Origin of the sequence: Azonexus hydrophilus DSM 23864, from assembly GCF_000429605.1 — a bacterium.
In the GTDB taxonomy this organism is placed as follows: Bacteria; Pseudomonadota; Gammaproteobacteria; order Burkholderiales; family Rhodocyclaceae; genus Azonexus; species Azonexus hydrophilus.
Genome location: NZ_AUCE01000012.1, coordinates 146,520 through 162,701, shown reverse-complemented (window position 1 = coordinate 162,701; position 16,182 = coordinate 146,520). Strand labels below are relative to the sequence as shown.

20 protein-coding genes and 1 other RNA gene are annotated in these 16,182 nt (G+C 63.9%); 10 read left to right on the top strand and 11 right to left on the bottom strand.

What is annotated here, in order from left to right:
- Positions 1-65: 65 nt before the first annotated feature.
- From G471_RS0104810 to G471_RS0104795, 4 genes are read right to left on the bottom strand one after another with little or no spacing between them, the layout of a single operon-like run.
- Entirely contained in the window at positions 66-803 is a 738-nt protein-coding gene (locus G471_RS0104810) for a DsbC family protein (protein WP_028994329.1), read from the bottom strand.
- 9 nt (positions 804-812) lie between these two features.
- On the bottom strand, positions 813-1,976 hold the full coding sequence (locus G471_RS0104805; protein ID WP_028994328.1) for a UbiH/UbiF family hydroxylase: 1,164 nt from the start codon (positions 1,974-1,976) through the stop codon (positions 813-815).
- Between the two features lie 29 nt (positions 1,977-2,005).
- Positions 2,006-2,434, bottom strand: coding sequence for a hypothetical protein (locus tag G471_RS16745; RefSeq protein ID WP_043420891.1), 429 nt, complete (start codon positions 2,432-2,434; stop codon positions 2,006-2,008).
- A gap of 57 nt (positions 2,435-2,491) precedes the next feature.
- A complete protein-coding gene (locus G471_RS0104795; protein ID WP_028994327.1) occupies positions 2,492-2,791 on the bottom strand; it encodes an HU family DNA-binding protein in 300 nt (99 codons plus the stop codon).
- A gap of 280 nt (positions 2,792-3,071) precedes the next feature.
- On the opposite strand from G471_RS0104795, the gene ahpC reads away from it, so the two are divergent.
- Positions 3,072-3,635, top strand: a complete 564-nt coding sequence (gene ahpC, locus G471_RS0104790) for an alkyl hydroperoxide reductase subunit C (protein WP_028994326.1) — start codon at positions 3,072-3,074, stop codon at positions 3,633-3,635.
- A 114-nt stretch (positions 3,636-3,749) separates the two neighbouring features.
- Positions 3,750-5,303, top strand: a complete 1,554-nt coding sequence (gene ahpF / locus G471_RS0104785; RefSeq protein ID WP_028994325.1) for an alkyl hydroperoxide reductase subunit F — start codon at positions 3,750-3,752, stop codon at positions 5,301-5,303.
- A 48-nt stretch (positions 5,304-5,351) separates the two neighbouring features.
- On the opposite strand, the gene G471_RS0104780 is transcribed toward ahpF, so the two are convergent.
- The 4 genes from G471_RS0104780 to G471_RS0104770 all read right to left on the bottom strand — a co-directional run bounded on the left by G471_RS0104780 (position 5,352) and on the right by G471_RS0104770 (position 8,158).
- Positions 5,352-6,467: a methyltransferase gene (locus tag G471_RS0104780; protein WP_043421021.1), complete on the bottom strand. Its 1,116-nt coding sequence runs from the start codon at positions 6,465-6,467 to the stop codon at positions 5,352-5,354.
- Positions 6,468-6,484: 17 nt separating this feature from the next.
- Positions 6,485-6,921: RNase P RNA component class A (rnpB, locus tag G471_RS18290), an RNA gene on the bottom strand.
- Between the two features lie 30 nt (positions 6,922-6,951).
- Positions 6,952-7,617, bottom strand: coding sequence for a thiopurine S-methyltransferase (locus tag G471_RS0104775; RefSeq protein ID WP_028994323.1), 666 nt, complete (start codon positions 7,615-7,617; stop codon positions 6,952-6,954).
- Between the two features lie 58 nt (positions 7,618-7,675).
- Positions 7,676-8,158, bottom strand: coding sequence for an Lrp/AsnC family transcriptional regulator (locus tag G471_RS0104770; protein ID WP_028994322.1), 483 nt, complete (start codon positions 8,156-8,158; stop codon positions 7,676-7,678).
- Positions 8,159-8,278: 120 nt separating this feature from the next.
- Here G471_RS0104770 and leuA point away from each other — a divergent pair, with 120 nt between their 5' ends.
- The 3 genes from leuA to infA all read left to right on the top strand — a co-directional run bounded on the left by leuA (position 8,279) and on the right by infA (position 11,414).
- Positions 8,279-9,961: a 2-isopropylmalate synthase gene (leuA, locus tag G471_RS0104765; RefSeq protein WP_028994321.1), complete on the top strand. Its 1,683-nt coding sequence runs from the start codon at positions 8,279-8,281 to the stop codon at positions 9,959-9,961.
- Positions 9,962-10,237: 276 nt separating this feature from the next.
- On the top strand, positions 10,238-11,137 hold the full coding sequence (locus G471_RS0104760; RefSeq protein WP_028994320.1) for a transglutaminase-like domain-containing protein: 900 nt from the start codon (positions 10,238-10,240) through the stop codon (positions 11,135-11,137).
- A gap of 13 nt (positions 11,138-11,150) precedes the next feature.
- Positions 11,151-11,414 carry a translation initiation factor IF-1 gene (gene infA, locus G471_RS0104755; protein ID WP_028994319.1) on the top strand — a complete coding sequence of 88 codons (264 nt, stop codon included), beginning with the start codon at positions 11,151-11,153 and terminating at the stop codon, positions 11,412-11,414.
- Positions 11,415-11,420: 6 nt separating this feature from the next.
- Here the strand turns inward: infA and G471_RS18255 are convergent, their stop codons facing one another.
- From G471_RS18255 to rsmI, 3 genes are read right to left on the bottom strand one after another with little or no spacing between them, the layout of a single operon-like run.
- A complete protein-coding gene (locus tag G471_RS18255) occupies positions 11,421-11,861 on the bottom strand; it encodes a hypothetical protein (protein ID WP_051295293.1) in 441 nt (146 codons plus the stop codon).
- Positions 11,862-11,872: 11 nt separating this feature from the next.
- Positions 11,873-12,907: a dihydroorotase gene (gene pyrC / locus G471_RS0104745; RefSeq protein ID WP_028994318.1), complete on the bottom strand. Its 1,035-nt coding sequence runs from the start codon at positions 12,905-12,907 to the stop codon at positions 11,873-11,875.
- Positions 12,908-12,936: 29 nt separating this feature from the next.
- On the bottom strand, positions 12,937-13,776 hold the full coding sequence (gene rsmI / locus G471_RS0104740) for a 16S rRNA (cytidine(1402)-2'-O)-methyltransferase (RefSeq protein WP_051295292.1): 840 nt from the start codon (positions 13,774-13,776) through the stop codon (positions 12,937-12,939).
- A gap of 35 nt (positions 13,777-13,811) precedes the next feature.
- Between rsmI and G471_RS0104735 the strand changes: the two genes are divergently transcribed.
- Genes G471_RS0104735 through G471_RS0104715 form a run of 5 tightly spaced genes read left to right on the top strand, consistent with a single transcriptional unit; the run spans position 13,812 to position 16,180 of the window.
- Positions 13,812-14,147, top strand: coding sequence for a YraN family protein (locus G471_RS0104735; RefSeq protein WP_342663993.1), 336 nt, complete (start codon positions 13,812-13,814; stop codon positions 14,145-14,147).
- Entirely contained in the window at positions 14,125-14,490 is a 366-nt protein-coding gene (locus G471_RS0104730; RefSeq protein ID WP_028994316.1) for an HIRAN domain-containing protein, read from the top strand. The genes G471_RS0104735 and G471_RS0104730 overlap by 23 nt, the downstream gene beginning before the upstream one ends.
- 39 nt (positions 14,491-14,529) lie before the next feature.
- A complete protein-coding gene (locus G471_RS0104725) occupies positions 14,530-15,120 on the top strand; it encodes a phosphoheptose isomerase (RefSeq protein ID WP_028994315.1) in 591 nt (196 codons plus the stop codon).
- Position 15,121: 1 nt separating this feature from the next.
- On the top strand, positions 15,122-15,778 hold the full coding sequence (locus G471_RS0104720; RefSeq protein WP_028994314.1) for a BON domain-containing protein: 657 nt from the start codon (positions 15,122-15,124) through the stop codon (positions 15,776-15,778).
- 18 nt (positions 15,779-15,796) lie between these two features.
- The gene (locus tag G471_RS0104715; RefSeq protein ID WP_028994313.1) at positions 15,797-16,180 is read left to right on the top strand and encodes a DUF6394 family protein; all 384 of its coding nucleotides are present in this window, start codon (positions 15,797-15,799) and stop codon (positions 16,178-16,180) included.
- Positions 16,181-16,182: the final 2 nt, after the last annotated feature.

The following is a 16,182-nucleotide window of genomic DNA, read 5'->3' as shown; positions in this document are numbered from 1 at the left end:
GCATGCGCCGTTCCCGAGGAACGGACACATGCCGTCGATGCGAACCCCGAAGGGTCGGAAAAAACTTACTTCTGCTGCTTCAGCTTCTGCTCCAGCACATTGAGCGGTACCGCACCGGGCACCCGCTCGCCGTCGGCGAAGAACAGGGTTGGCGTACCGGTGATGTTCAGACGCCGCGCGTACTCCTGATTGCGCGTGATCGCCGTGGTATCGCAATTATCCCGGCCGCCCGGTGTCTTGCCGTCGAGAATCCAGTCATTCCAGGCCTTGAGACGATCGGCAGAACACCAGATCTGACGCGACTTCTTCAGCGAATCCTCGGACAGGATGGGCAGCAGGAAGGTGTAAATGGTCACGTTCTCGAGCTTCTGCAGATCCTTGGCCAGACGCTTGCAGTAACCACAATTGGGGTCCTCGAAGGTGGCCAGCACGCGCTTGCCGTCGCCCTTGACCTGCTTGATCGCCTGCTCCAGCGGCAGATCGGAGAACTTGATCGCGGTCAGTTGACGCAAACGTTCATCGGTCACATTGCGATTGTTCTTCAGATCGATCAGGTTCATCGCATGCGGCGAACGGATCACATCGCCACCGATCAGCATCGCCGTCACCTTGTCGTCGGTATAGAACAGGTTACCGTCGGCGTAGATCTCGTACAGGCCGAAATAGCCGGAACGGGTGACGCTTTCAACCTTGATTCCCAGCTTGGCTTCCACCGCCTTGCGGATCTCGGCTTCGTTGGCATTGGCCGAGCAGCCGATGGCCAGCAGCGACAAGAGGAAGGCAGACAGGGTTTTGACCAGCATTCGATTCTCCTAAATGGCCCCAAGGGCATAACGGACCAGAAAACTCTTGGCCACGGGCAGACGGTCAGTCAATCCCAGGCCCAGGTTGCGCAAGGGGCGCAGTACCGGCGACCGACTGGCGAACAGCCGGCGCAACGTGTCGGTTGTCGTCTGCAACAGATGGATTTCCTCGCGCCGGGCGCGCTGATATCCCTGCAGGAAACGCAACTGACCGATATCTTCCCAGGGCCCCGCAGCCAGCAAGCGATCAGCCAACTCGCGGGCATCCTGGAAACCCAGGTTGATGCCGTGGCCGGACAAGGGATGAATTCCGTGCCCGGCGTCGCCGACCAGGGCCAGCCTCGGCGCGACGATTTCCGGCACCCGCATCAGGCGTAACGGGAAAGCTGCCGGCGGCGTGATCAGTTCCAGCGCCCCGAGCACATGACCGCCGGCTTCGGCAACACGCTGCGCAAAAGCCTCGGCAGGCAGGGCACACAAGGCATCCGCCGCTTCGTCCGGGGTAGACCAGACGATGGAAATACGGTTCCCGGGCAGCGGCAGCCAGGCCAGCACGCCGTCGTCCCGGAACCACTGCCAGGCGATGTTTCGGTGCATTTTTTCGGTCGAAAAATTGGCGACCACGCCTTTTTCGCCGTAATGACTATTGATCGCCGACAACCCGGCGCTTTCACGCACCCAGGAGTCGCGACCATCGGCGCCGACGAGCAGCGGCGCGGCAAGAACCTGGCCGTCCTCAAGGCGCAGCAGCGCCGCTTCCTCGCGAAACTCGAGCGCCGCCGGACGCTGCCCGACGAACAATTGCAGATTGGCCTGGCGCTTGAGGTTCTCCCACAGCTCACAAGCCATCAACGACGACTCGAGGATGGTGCCGAGATCGGGAACTCCGGTCTGGAATGCCGAAAACTCGAGCGAGCCCCCGGCATCGCCGCGTATCTGCATGGCGCTGATCGGCGCCACGCGTGCCGGATCGAGGTGTTTCCAGACGCCGATTCCATCCAGGAATTCGGCATTGGCCGGGCTGATCGCGTAGATGCGCGCATCCCAGCCCTCTGGACGCTGCGGCGGCCGCGTCTCGACCAGGGCAATGCGCAAGCGACTGTTGCGCAAGGCAACGGCGAGGCTGGCACCGGCCAGACCACCGCCGACGATGATCAGATCAAAGTGTTGCATGCCGTACCCGGCCGAGGCGTATTCGCGGCTCAGGCCGCTTCGCCGGCACCACCGCCGGGCTTGCCACCCTGACGCGGACGACGATTGTTCTTGGTCCGCGGACGATGCTTCTTCTGCTGCGCGCCGGCTGCCGGACCGGCATTGCCGCCACCGACGTGGCCACCACCGGGCTTGTTGCCATGCCGCGGCTGGTTGTGACGCGGCTGCCCACCGCCGCCAGACTGCGATTCACCGCCGGAAATGCGGTTCCCCGGGGCCAGCTGGATTTCCAGCTCGATGATTTCGTCCCACACTTCGTCGCTGCGGTCCCGTTCCGGAACCGAAAGCAGTTCGCGGAGCCGGCGGCGCATGTCCAGCGGCTGGAATTCCGGCTGCTGCACCTCGACGGGCGGGTTTTCGGTCGACTCGGCCTCAGCCGGCGTGTCTTCGATCTGGATGTCGCTGTTCGGATTGTTCATTGCAAAGTAAAAAGCGGAGTCCGTCGATGACGGCCCCCGCATTGGTTAAAACTGCGATTATTTCTTCTTGGCAGCGCTTTTCTTGGGTGCGACGGCTGCTTTGAATGCCGTCCCTGCCGTGAACTTCGGCACTGTCGTGGCCGGAATCTTCAACGTTGCCCCCGTCTTCGGGTTCTTGCCGGTGCGGGCAGCGCGCGGTGCGGACTTGAAAGTACCGAAACCGACGAGCGTCACCGACTCGCCCTTGGACACGGCCTTGACGACCGCGCCGATGATGGCCGACAGCGCTTTGTCTGCGGCGGCCTTGGTAATACCAGCTTCTTGTGCAGCAACTTCGACCAGCTCGGATTTATTCATCTAAGTGCCTCCTGTTACTTCAATCAAGTTAAGAAAACTGGCCGTTCTAACGGCAGCGGGATAAAAGTAGCACACCTTTTCGGGTTCGTGTTGGCCCTTCTGCCCCTATCCACGCCATTCAGCGGGTTTTTTTGCGTCCCGGACAATCCGCAGTTGCCTTAACGATTGACAAAAATAGCCCTCAACTATGTACCATATTTAAGCAATCAATTGGATCAATAAGGTTTGCCATCCTAATATTGCTTCCGTTGCAAAACCCAACCCACACAGGAGAAACCGAATGTCGCTCATCAACACGCAAGTTCAACCGTTCAAGGCCCAGGCTTTCCACAATGGCAAGTTCATCGAAGTGACCGAAGCCAGCCTGCAGGGCAAGTGGTCCGTCCTGATTTTCATGCCGGCAGCCTTCACCTTCAACTGCCCGACCGAAATCGAAGACGCTGCCAACAACTACGCCGAGTTCCAGAAGGCCGGCGCTGAAGTCTACATCGTCACCACCGATACGCATTTCTCGCACAAGGTCTGGCACGAAACCTCGCCGGCCGTCGGCAAGGCCCAGTTCCCGCTCGTCGGCGACCCGACGCACCAGCTGACCAACGCTTTCGGCGTGCACATCCCGGAAGCCGGCCTGGCCCTGCGCGGCACCTTCGTGATCAACCCGGACGGCGTGATCAAGACCATGGAAGTGCACGACAACGCCATCGCTCGCGATGTTGCCGAAACCCTGCGCAAGCTGAAGGCTGCCCAGTACGTCGCCGCCCACCCGGCTGAAGTCTGCCCGGCCAAGTGGAAGGAAGGCGAGAAGACCCTGGCTCCGTCCCTGGACCTGGTCGGCAAGATCTAAGCCAAGCCCCACGAAAACCCGCCGCGCCTCCGGGCGCGGCGCGGATTTCACCGCAAAGCAGCCACCCGGCTGCTTTCCAGTGCAGTCCATAAAATACGAATCAGGGAGAACACCATGCTCGACGCCGCCATCAAGGGCCAGTTGAAGGCCTACCTCGAACGCCTGCAACGCCCGATCGAGCTGGTCGCCACGCTGGACGACAGCGCCAAGAGCGCCGAAATGCGCGCCCTGCTCAACGACATCCTCGACTGCTCGGCCAAGGTCAGCCTGCGCGAAGACAACGGCAGTCAGCTGTGCCCGTCCTTCGCCGTCGGCATTCCCGGCGAAGCGCCGCGGATCCGCTTCGCCGGCCTGCCGATGGGCCACGAATTCACCTCGCTGGTGCTGGCCCTGCTGCAGACCGGCGGTCATCCGCCCAAGGTCGAGCAGGCGGTCATCGACCAGATCAAGGGCCTGGAAGGCCATTTCAATTTCGAGACCTTCATCTCGCTGTCCTGCCACAACTGCCCGGACGTCGTTCAGGCGCTCAACCTGATGGCCGTGCTCAACCCGAACGTCACCAGCACGATGATCGATGGCGCACTGTTCCAGGACCGGGTCAATGAACTGCAAATCATGGCCGTGCCGACGACCTACCTGAACGGCGAGGAGTTCGGTGCCGGGCGCATGCTGATCGAGGAAATCCTGGCCAAGGTCGATACCGGTGCCGCCGCCCGCGCCGCCGAAGAACTGGCCGCCAAGGCAGCCTTCGACGTGCTCGTCGTCGGTGGTGGTCCGGCTGGTTCGGCCGCGGCCATCTACGCCGCCCGTAAGGGCATCCGCACCGGCGTGCTGGCCGAGCGTTTCGGCGGGCAGGTGATGGATACGCTGGGCATCGAAAACTTCATCTCGGTCAAGGAAACCGAAGGACCGAAGCTGGTCGCCGCGCTGGAGCAGCACGTCAAGGCCTACGAGGTCGACGTGATGAACCTGCAGCGCGCCGCCAAGCTGATCCCGGCGGCCGAAGAAGGCGGTCTGGTCGAAGTGCAACTGGAGAACGGCGCGTCGCTCAAGTCGAAGTCGGTGATCCTGGCCACCGGCGCCCGCTGGCGCGAAATGAACGTGCCCGGCGAGAAGGAATACAAGGCCAAGGGCGTATGCTTCTGCCCGCACTGCGACGGCCCGTTGTTCAAGGGCAAGCGTGTGGCGGTGATCGGCGGCGGCAACTCCGGCGTTGAAGCGGCGATCGATCTGGCCGGCATCGTCGGCCACGTCACCCTGCTCGAATTCGGCGACGCGCTGCGCGCCGACGCCGTGCTGCAGAAGAAGCTGTACAGCCTGGCCAACGTCACCGTGATCAAGTCGGCGCAAACCACCGAAGTCACCGGCGACGGCCAGAAGGTCAACGGGCTGGTGTACAAGGATCGCGTCAGCGGTGAGGAAAAGCGCGTCGAACTCGAAGGCATCTTCGTCCAGATCGGCCTGTTGCCGAATACTGACTGGCTCAAGGAGACGGTCGAGTTGTCGAAGTTCGGCGAGATCGTCATCGACGCCAAGGGTCACACCTCGGTCCCCGGCGTATTCGCCGCCGGCGACTGCACGACGGTGCCGTACAAGCAGATCATCATCGCCATGGGCGCGGGGGCGACGGCTTCGCTCAGCGCCTTCGATCACCTGATCCGTAGCTGACCGGCTGCCTGCCCGAAGCGAACGGCCGACTGCTCAGTCGGCCGTTTTTCATTGCGCGGCGAGCCGCCACAGGGAAGTGATTTCCCGCGCCCGCGCGGCGTGCAGCGGATCGCTGCGGTCCTGCGCCTTACCATGCGTCGGCCGGGTATCGATGCGGCCGAGCACGCACAGGCCGGCCTGATCGATCCAGTGCAGCAAGTCCTCGCGACTGCGCAGACCGAGGTGTTCGGCAAGATCCGACATGATCAGCCAGCCCTCGCCGCCTGGCGCCAGGTGTGCCGGCAGTCCGTCGAGGAAGCCGCGCAGCATGTGCGAATCGGGATCGTAGACCGCGTATTCAACCGGCGAGCTCGGCTGTGCCGGCAACCACGGCGGATTGCAGACAACCAGCGGCGCCCGGCCATCGGGAAAGAGATCGGCTTCGACGACGCTGACTTTCTCAGTCAGGCCGAGTCTTTCGATATTTTCCGTGGCGCAGACCAGCGCCCGCGGCGCCATGTCGGTGGCGACGACATTGAGGCCACGACGGGCGAGCACGGCGGCGAGGACGCCGGAACCCGTGCCGATGTCAAAAGCCAGATCGCAACCCGGCGGCAGCGGCGCCTGCGCAACCAGATCAACGTACTCGCCGCGCACCGGCGAGAAAACCCCGTAATGCGGGTGGATGCTGCCGCCGACGGCGGCCACTGGCACGCCTTTCTTGCGCCATTCATGGGCGCTGATCACCGCCAGCAGTTCGCGCAGCGCAAGCACGCTGTTGCTGCCGTCGGGCTTGCCCCAGGCTTCGCGGCAGGCCGGCCGAACATCCTGGGCACGACGCAGCGGCAGCTTGTAATCGGGGCCAAGCGGCACCAGCAGACGGGCGAGCAAAGCGGCACGCTGCCCCTGACGCTGGCGGTGCGCAGCAAAACTGCGCTCGTCACCCGCCTTGAAAGCGAAATGGCGGTCGGCGCGGCGAGTCAGTTCCTGTATCAGTCGCCGGCCATTCATCCAGTCGCCGCGCCAGAGCAAGGCACAACCGTCACGCAGGGCAGCAAACGCCGCATCGGCGGTCAGGCTGTCGTCGACAACTTCCAGCAACTGCGGCGGCGCCAGGCCGGCTTCTGAGCGCCAGCGGGCGCGGCGGGTCTGGCCGTTCTCCGGCCATTCGATGAGGGGATTCATGGACAGCATTGTAAGTGGTGGAAAGCCGGCCGATAAGCCGGGTTCTGTTCCCCTCTTGCGAGGTTCGGCAATCATTCCTCTAGGCCTGCCGTCACCGACAGGCTCAAGCAACCTACCCGGAAGCAGCGCGGGCCACGCCTCAGCTTCCCTATTTGGTCTTGCTCCGGATGGGGTTTACCAAGCCGCTGAACGTTACCGTCAGCGCGGTGAGCTCTTACCTCGCCGTTTCACCCTTACCTGTGCCCATGGTGCGGGTTTCCCCGCCCCATTTAAGGACTTTGCCGCCGCAAGCGGCGTCAAAGCCCAGGGGCCATCGGCGGTCTGTTCTCTGTTGCACTTTCCGTTGCCTTCGTCTTGCGACTTATAGCACCCAGCCGTTAGCTGGCATCCTGCCCAATGGAGCCCGGACTTTCCTCCCGACACTTGCGTGTCCAGCGATTGCCTGGCCGACTTTCCGGGGCGGATTATACGCGCCGCAGAGCGTTCAATACGGCAGCAGGCGATAAAGGCGTAATTCTATGCATTGCGGTGGATTGCCGTCGGCCTCGCGCCGGGTTTCCAGGCGGCGCTCCGAATGCGCCAGATCAATGGCAAAGCGGGCGCGGTACAACTGGGTGATCTCGCTGGAGATTTCAGGAAAGCGGTCGTCGGTTTCGCCTTCTTCCGGGTCTTCTGCGGTCAGCAGGAAAACCGGGCAATTTTCCGGCGTCAGCCGGCGCAGGTGTTCGACATAGTCGCAGCGCGCGCTTTCCGGCAGCGCAGTCAGTGCGGCGCGGTCGTAGACGGCGGCGATGGTACCGAGATGTTCTGGCGTCAGCGCAAAAAAATCGCCGCAGTAGATGCGGATGGCGCCGTGCTGCCACAGCGTCAGCGGCCCGAGCGCTGTCTGCGTCGGCGTCAGGCCCAGTTGGCCGAAGAAATCTCTGACGGCAACCGGGCTCAATTCGCAGCCGATCACCTGGTGCCCCTGTTCGGCCAGCCAGACCAGATCGAGACTGCGCCCGCACAGTGGCACGAAAACCGTACCCCCTGGCGGCAGGCCGAGGCTGGACCAGTAATGCGCGAGCAGCGGATTGACTGCCGCCTGGTGAAAAGCCATCCGGCCATCGCGCCAGGATTGCTGCCAGAGTTCGTTGTCGGGGCTGCTCATGGCGGTCCTTGGCGGGAAACCCTGAGACTAACACCGTTTCACGGGTCACCCGACCCGATCAGGCGAAGTCGAGCGGCAGCGCGGTGCGGTCGACCACCTTGCGCAGCACGAAACTGGTGTGCACGCCGGTGACGCCCTGGATGCGGGTGATCTTGTTGAGCAGCAGATCCTGGTAGGCGTCCATGTCGCGAACCACCACCTTCAACTGGTAGTCCGACTGCTGGCCGGTGATCAGCAGGCATTCGAGCACTTCCGGGATTTCACTGATCGCCGCTTCGAGGTTGGCGAAGCGCTCCGGCGTGTGCTGGTCCATCGAGATGCCGATCAGCGCCATCAGCGTCAGGCCGAGCTTCTTTGCGTCGAGCAGGGCGCGGTAGCCGGCGATCAACCCGGCCTCTTCCAGCGTACGCACCCGGCGCAGGCAGGGCGACGGCGACAGGCCGATGCGGTCGGCCAATTCCTGGTTGCTGATCCGCCCATCCTGCTGCAGGACGGCGAGAATTTGCCGGTCGTAACGATCGATCGTTAATTGATTGCCCATGATTTTTGATTCGCGCAATTTTCTGCCAATTTGGTTGCAAATCATGCCACAAAACGCAAGCACCTGCCGGGCGCTTTTGCTTAATATTTCGCCATCGCAACAGTTTTCCGGAGCCGCTCCATGTCGCAGCAGAAATCGTCCAAATACACGTCCTTCCCGCCGGTCGGCCTCATCGACCGCCAGTGGCCGAGCCGTGTCATTGACCAAGCACCAATCTGGATGAGCACCGATCTGCGCGACGGCAACCAGGCCTTGTTCGAGCCGATGAACGCCGACAAAAAGATGCAGATGTTCAAGACGCTCTGCCAGATCGGCTTCAAGCAGATCGAGATCGCCTTCCCGTCGGCCTCGGAAACCGAGTTCGGTTTCGTCCGCCGGCTCATCGAGGAAAAGCACATCCCGGACGACGTCACCATCGAAGTCCTCACCCAGGCGCGCGAACACCTCATCCGCCGCACCTTCGAATCCTTGAAAGGCGCCAAGCAGGCCATCGTCCATGTCTACAACGCGACCTGCCCGAGCTTCCGCGACTTCGTCTTCGGCATGAGCAAGGCCGAGGTGGTGACCATGGCGGTCGATGCGGTCAAGTTGATCAAGTCGCTCGCCGAGCAGATGCCGGAAACCAAGATCACCCTCGAATACAGCCCGGAATTGTTCACCGCCACCGAACTCGACTTCGCCAAGGAAGTCTGCGACGCGGTCACCGCCGCCTGGGGCGCGACGCCGGACAACAAGGTCATCCTCAACCTCCCGACCACGGTCGAGATCGCCACGCCCAACATCTACGCCGACCAGATCGAGTGGATGCACCGCAACCTCGAACGCCGCGACAGCGTGATCATCAGCCTGCATCCGCACAACGACCGCGGCACCGCCGTCGCCGCCGCCGAATTGGGGCTCATGGCCGGCGCCGACCGCGTCGAGGGCTGCCTCTTCGGCAATGGCGAGCGCACCGGCAACGTCGATCTCGTGACGCTCGCACTCAACATGCACACCCAGGGCGTCGATCCGCAGCTCGACTTTTCCGACATCAACGCCGTCGCCCGCACTTACGAACACTGCACCCAGCTCCCGATCCATCCGCGCCACCCATACGTCGGGGATCTCGTTTTCACGGCCTTCTCCGGCTCCCACCAGGATGCCATCAAGAAGGGGTTTGCCGCTCAAAAGGCGGATGAGACCTGGTCAGTGCCCTATCTCCCGATCGACCCGGCCGACGTCGGCCGTTCCTACGACTCGGTCATCCGCGTCAACAGCCAGTCGGGCAAGGGCGGCATCGCCTACCTGATGGAAACCGAGCACGGCATCGTCATGCCGCGCCGCCTCCAGGTCGAGTTCTCCGGCGTCGTCCAGAAGCACACCGACACGCATGGCGGCGAAGTGAGCGCCGACGACATCTGGAATCTTTTCAGCCAGGCCTACCTCGACGCCGGCGACAGCATCCGCTACCGCGAGCACCACCTGTTCGAGCACGGCCCGCAACAGGGCATCCGCCTCACTGTCGACATCGGCGGCACCACGCACGTGCTCAGCGGCGAGGGCAACGGCCCGATCAACGCGGCGATGCACGCCCTGGCAAGCGCTGGCATCCAGGCCCAGGTGCGCAGCTACGAGGAGCGCTCGATGGTGCCGATGGGCGAGGACGGCAACGCCCGCGCCTGCGCCTTCATCGAAATGGCCGCCAGCGGCCGCGGCGAATGCTACGGTGCCGGCATCGACGGCAACATCGTCACCGCGTCGATCAAGGCCTTGATCAGCGGCATCAACCGGCTTGGCGTCAGCGCCCTCGACGCCGCCGCCTGAAGCCCCCGGGCGCTTGCCGAGGCTTCGGCAAGCGCCTGAATTACCGGGTTTTTCTTGCCAAAGCCCGGCTCAGCGCGTAAGATACGGCCACTTTACGACGCCACGCTGGCGTCAACGTCATCGTTCTGCTGCGCCAAATGCTGTCCCCCTGCCGCCCTCGCCTAGCGCGATCCCGGTAAGCCGAACCGCCCATTTCTCCGTTGCATAGCGCCGTCCCACCGCCCGTTTCCGTAGCCTGACCCGGCCTGCGCGACGCGCTGCACATTCTGGAATTGCATGGTTCGCATACAGTTTGCGATCGACCTCAACTACGCACTGAACTCCCCCGGCGCCGATTTCGTTTTCAACATCCACGCCGCCCAGACCGCCAGTCAGCACATCGTCAGCGAAGACCTGCAGATCAATCCGCAGCTCATCCCGGCGATCCAGACCGAGCCGCAGACCTGCGCCCGCTTTCTGCGCCTCAACGTCGCCACCGGCCCGCTCCATGTCGCCTACCGGGCCATCCTCGACATTGACCAACACATCGGCAACCCCGACGAAATTCCCGAAACGCCGGTCGACCGCCTGCCACTGTCGGCGCTGACCTACATTTACCCCAGCCGCTACTGCCAGTCGGACCGCCTGGCGACGCTGGCCATGACCGAATTCGGCCACCTGCCCAAGGGCTATCGTCGGGTCGAAGCCATCTGTGCCTGGGTCAATCGCCAGGTTGCCTTCCGCCCCGCCAGCACCAGTTCGACGACGTCGGCGATCGACACGATGGTCGACCGCGTCGGCGTCTGCCGCGACTTCGCCCATCTGATGATCGCCATCTGCCGCGCGCTCAGCATCCCGGCGCGGTTCACCACCGGCATCGACTACGGCGCCGACCCGGCGCTCGGACCGACCGACTTTCACGCCTACGTTGAAGTCTTTCTCGATGGCCACTGGTACATCTTCGACCCGTCGGGCACCGCGATTCCGATGGGTTTCGTGCGTATCGGCACCGGCCGCGATGCCGCCGACGTGTCCTACGCCACCATTTTTGGCAGCGTCAGCTCGCCGCCGCCGCTGATCTCGATCAGCGCCATCACCGAAAACGGACGTCCGTGGGAAATACCGCGCCGCCGCCCCGAAGCCCTATCCACCGATGCCACGGTCGACCGGCAAGCGAAATCCCCAATCAATCTCTGAAGGAGCAGCACACATGGCCAAAGAAGAACTACTCGAAATGATGGGCGTCGTCGAAGACGTCCTGCCCGATGGACGCTTTCGCGTCACGCTGGAAAATGGACACCAGATGATCGCTTACACCGCCGGCAAGATGAAGAAGCACCACATCCGCATCCTGCTCGGCGACAAGGTCAGCCTGGAGCTGTCGCCTTACGATCTGACCAAGGGCCGGATCACCTTCCGTCACCTGGAAACGCGCAGCGGCAGCACGCCGCCCCCGCCGCGCCGCCGTCACTGAGCGACATCACTCGTCCTTGTCGGCCGACGCTTCGGGCGTTTCGGCAGCAAAGACGAGTTCGCCGTTGCGCACGCGGAAAACGCCGCGCAATTCGCCCATGCCCTCTGCCGGTTCCTCGTCCAGCCGGGCCCAGGCGGTACAGGTCTGCGATTCGGTCGCGTACATGCGCTTGCCGACCTTGGCGATGAACGCCCCCGACGGCACCTGCCAGATTTCCACGCGCGTGTTCTCGGTCCCGGCCCCCAGGCTGTGCCGGCGCAGGCAGGCCGGCATGCGCGAGACGACCAGCCAGAGATTGACCTTCTTGTCCCAGAACAGCGGCTGCTCGCGAACCAGCGCCAGGTAATGCTCACGCGTGCCGTCGATGTCCATCGCCGCGCGGTCATCCACACAGGCATTCAGCAGGGGGATGGCCAGCAGCAGGGTGAGCAGGGCACGCAGACGCATGATCTTTTTCCTCAGCGCATTTTCCAGGTCAGCGACTCGCCCGCACGCAGCGGGACGATGTCGTCGGTCGAAACATAAGGATAGCTCGCCGGCACCGTCCATGTCTCCTTGATCAAGGTGATCGTGTCGGTATTGCGCGGCAGGCCGTACCAGTCCGGACCGTTGAAGCTGGCAAAAGCTTCCAGCTTGTCGAGCGCCCCGGCATTCTCGAAGGCTTCGGCATACAACTCGATCGCCGCATAGGCCGTGTAGCAGCCGGCACAACCGCAGGCAGCTTCCTTGGCGCCCTTGGCGTGAGGTGCCGAATCGGTGCCGAGGAAGAATTTCGGATTGCCGGAAATCGCCGCCGCCACCAGTGCCTCGCGGTGCGTCTCACGCTTGAGTACCGGCAGGCAGTACCAGTGCGGGCGCACGCCGCCCTGGAAGATGGCGTTGCGGTTGTAGAGCAGGTGGTGGGCGGTGATCGTCGCCGCAACGTTGGCGGCGGACGACGCCACGAACTCGGCGGCGTCCTTGGTGGTGATGTGCTCCATCACCACCTTCAGCTTCGGGAAACGCTGCGTCAGCGGCAGCAGCACGGTGTCGATGAAGACCTTCTCGCGGTCGAACAGGTCGACCGCCGGATCGGTGACTTCGCCATGCACCAGCAGCGGCAGGCCGACCCGCTCCATTTCGGCGAGCGTTGCGTCGGCTTTGCGGATATCGGTCAGACCGGCATCGGAATTGGTCGTCGCACCGGCCGGATACAGCTTGACCGCCTTGACGAAGCCGGACGCCGCCGCCTTGGTGATCTCCGCCGGCTGCATGTTGTCGGTGAGGTAGAGCGTCATCAGCGGTTCGAAAGCCATGCCGGCCGGCAGTGCGGCCAGGATGCGGTCACGGTAGGCGGCGGCCAGCTCGACCGTGGTCACCGGCGGCTTGAGGTTGGGCATGACGATGGCCCGGCCGAACTGGCGGGCGGTATGTGGCAGCACGGCGGCCAGCGCTTCGCCGTCGCGCAGGTGGAGGTGCCAGTCGTCGGGGCGGGTCAGGGTCAGTTGTTGCATGGAGGTCTCTCTCGTGAATTTCCGTAATTCTAGCTTTTCAGCGCCAGGGCACGCTCGTACAGCGCATTCTTCGCTTCGCCGCTGATCGCCGCCGCCAGCTTGGCCGCCTGTTTGGTGCCCAGGCCTTCGTCGAGCAGCAGCTTGAGTACGCGCTCACCTTCGCCGCTGGCGGCATCGGCGGGCGCGCCGGAAACAATCAGGACGAACTCGCCGCGCTGGCGGTTGGGGTCGGCCTTGAACCATTCGAGCGCGCCGTTCAGCGGCAGGGCGTCGATGTTTTCAAACAGTTTGGTCAGTTCGCGGGCGACCACCAGCGTGCGTTCGCCAAACACTTCCGCCATCTCGGCGACAGTGTCGAGCACGCGGTGCGGCGCCTCGTAGAAGACCAGCGCGTAGGCATGCCCGACCAGCGCTTCGAGCGCCTGCCGGCGCTGCCCGGCCTTGCTCGGCAGGAAACCGTAGAACAGGAAGTGCTCGTCGGTGAGGCCGGCGGCGGACAGCGCAGTGGTCGCCGCGCAGGCGCCGGGCAGCGGCACGACCTGGCAACCGGCAGCACGGACGGCGGCGACGATGCGCGCGCCGGGGTCGGAGATCCCCGGCGTACCGGCGTCGGAAATCAGCGCAACGGCTTCGCCGGCCTGCAGCTTGTCGACGATGCGGGCAGCCGCTTCGTGTTCGTTGTGCTGGTGCGCCGGCAAGGTTCTGGCGCGGGCGCCGAGCTGCTTGAGCAGTGGCGCACTGTGTCGGGTGTCCTCGCAGGCGACCCAGGGCACGGCGCGCAGGACGTCCTCAGCCCGGCGGGTCAGATCGGCGAGGTTCCCCAGCGGCGTCGGCACGACGTACAATGCCGCAATCAATTCATTTGTCATTTTTGGCGATGCGGACAAAAACCAACGATACCACCGTGGCGCGCGGTCGCGAAGCCGAAACACTGGCCGCGACGTATCTCGAAGGCTGCGGCCTGCGCCTCGTTGCGCGCAATTTCCGGGTGCGCGGCGGCGAGATCGACCTGATCATGCGCGACCGCACTACGCTGGTCTTCGTCGAAGTCCGCCAGCGCAGCCGCAGCGATTTCGGCGGCGCCGGCGCCAGCATCACCGCCGCCAAGCGGCGCCGCATCGTGCTCGCCGCCCGCCACTGGCTGGCCTGGCGGGGCGATTGCGCCTGCCGCTTCGACTGCGTGCTGATCGACGGCGAACGTCTGGAATGGCTACGCGATGCGTTTACTGGCGACGCTTAGTCTCGCGCTCTGGCTAACTGTCGCCGAAGCGCAGTCCATCCGCCTGCTGATCCAGGCCTCGCCGCTGGCCGGCAGCCAGTACTATGCGCTCGGCACCTTCTGGTCGCAGATCCGCGTCGGTGACGAACTGGACCTGGTCCGCGAAGCCGACAACCGTCACGATGCCCGCGCCATCCGCGTCGACTGGCAGGGCCACCAGCTTGGCTATCTGCCCCGGGTCCAGAACCGGGCGCTGTCGGCAGCGATGGACAAGGGCGAGCGCCTGCGCGGGCGTGTCGCCACCCTGACCGAACATCCCGACCCGTGGCGGCGCGTCATCGTCGAGGTCTATCTCGAGCTGTGATGTAGAATCATGCACTCCCCATCACGAAGACCCCGTTCCATGGATTTGATTGCCCGCGTCGCCCAGCATTTCGAAGACAGCGCCCAGACCAAGCTCAATGCCGTCGATGCGATGTCGGCACCGATTGCCGCCGCCATCGAGACGATGACCGCCTGCCTGCTCAACGGCAGCAAGATCCTGGCTTGCGGCAATGGCGGCTCGGCCGCCGACGCCCAGCATTTCGCCGCTGAACTGGTCGGCCGTTTCGAGGCCGAGCGCCAGGAACTGGCGGCCATCGCCCTGACCACCGACTCGTCCATCCTGACCGCAGTCGGCAACGATTACGGCTTCGCCCACGTCTTTTCCCGCCAGGTCCGCGCCCTCGGCCACGCCGGCGACGTGCTGCTGGCCATCTCGACCTCCGGCAATTCCGGCAACGTCATCGAAGCGATCAAGGCCGCCCACGAACACGACATGCGCATCATCGCGCTGACCGGCAAGGGCGGCGGCGAGATCGGCGACATGCTGCGCGACGACGACATCCATCTGTGCGTCCCCGCCGACCGCACCGCGCGCATCCAGGAAACGCATCTTCTGATCATCCACTGCCTGTGCGACGGTATCGACGCACTGCTACTTGGAGTCGAATGACATGAAAAACCGCCTCAGCCTTTCCCTGATCCTCCTTGCCCTGGCCGTCCCGACCCTGCAGGGCTGCTTCCCGGCCGTCGTCGCCGGCGCCGCCGTGGGCGTGATGAGCATCCATGATCGCCGCTCGACCGGCACCCAGGCCGACGACGAAACCACCGAATGGCGGGCCCGTGCACGTATTCCCGCGCAATACAAAGAGACATCACGGGTCAATTTCACCTCCTACAACCGTCGGCTGCTGATCACCGGCGAAGTTCCCAACGAGGACGCAAAATCGACCATCGAAGCAGAAGCGCGCAGGCTCGAGGGCGTCCGCGAGGTATACAACGAACTGGTGGTTGGCCCGATCTCGACCTTGGGGCAACGCAGCAACGACTCCTTCATCGACTCCAAGGTCAAGGCCCGCCTGGTCGACAGCAACCAGATTTCGGCCAATCACATCAAGGTTGTCACCGAGCGTGGCGCTACCTACCTGATGGGCGTGGTCAACGAGCGTGAGGCCAAGGTGGCGATTTCCGTCGCCCGCACCACAGCCGGCGTGCGCAAGGTGGTCAACATCCTGGAAGTACTGTCGGACGAAGACATTCGCCGCCTCGACGAACAGGCACTCGGCGCCCGCAAGACGGCCCCGCTGACTGCACCAGTCGAAGCCCGCTGATCTGGAGCGATCGCCAGCATGAATCTGGAAAAAGTCGTTTTCGGTTTCTTCATCGTCCTCGCGGCGACCCTGAACTTCGGCTTTTTCCTTGGCGACATCGACCGCCCGGAACTGCACCATGTCTATGAGCTGGCGGCGGCACTGGTCGTCAGCCTGATTGCCACCGCGCTCAAGTTTGGCGACCGCACCCAGATCGGCGCCATCCACCTGGCCACCAGCCTGGTCGCCGACCTGCAGCTGATCGCCGCCGCCGTCACCTGGGGCGTTGCCGTGCATATCACCGGCGAGGGCATGACCGCCTCGGTCACCTCCAGCGTCGTTTCGCTGTCCGGCGGCGCGCTGTTCGCCAATGTCGTGTCGGTCATCATCCTGATCGTCGAAACCGTGATGCTGCGCCGCTGACG